At 58.2% G+C, this 680-nt stretch carries 1 rRNA gene; it reads right to left on the reverse strand.

Annotation, left to right across the window (positions count from 1 at the left end):
- A 23S ribosomal RNA gene (locus tag AC3EUV_RS38375) occupies window positions 1–631 on the reverse strand; the annotation flags it as partial.
- Window positions 632–680: the final 49 nt, after the last annotated feature.

Consider the following 680-nt stretch of genomic DNA (forward strand, 5'->3'; position numbering starts at 1 on the left):
GCGACGCTCCCACGGCTTGTAGGCACACGGTTTCAGGTACTATTTCACTCCGCTCCCGCGGTACTTTTCACCATTCCCTCACGGTACTATCCGCTATCGGTCACCAGGGAATATTTAGGCTTAACGGGTGGTCCCGCCAGATTCACACGGGATTTCTCGGGCCCCGTGCTACTTGGGTGTCTCTTAAACGAGCCGCTGATGTTTCAGCTACGGGGGTCTTACCCTCTACGCCGGACCTTTCGCATGTCCTTCGCCTACATCAACGGTTTCTGACTCGTCCCACAGCCGGCAGACTGCAGAAAAGAGATCCCACAACCCCAACCACGCAACCCCTGCCGGGTATCACACGTGACTGGTTTGGCCTCATCCGGTTTCGCTCGCCACTACTCCCGGAATCACGGTTGTTTTCTCTTCCTGCGGGTACTGAGATGTTTCACTTCCCCGCGTTCCCTCCACACTGCCTATGTGTTCAGCAGCGGGTGACAGCCCATGACGACTGCCGGGTTTCCCCATTCGGACACCCCCGGATCAAAGCTCGGTTGACAGCTCCCCGGGGCCTATCGTGGCCTCCCACGTCCTTCATCGGTTCCTGGTGCCAAGGCATCCACCGTGCGCCCTTAAAAACTTGGCCACAGATGCTCGCGTCCACTGTGCAGTTCTCAAGCAACGACCAGCCACCC

This window comes from Streptomyces sp. bgisy130, assembly GCF_057708345.1.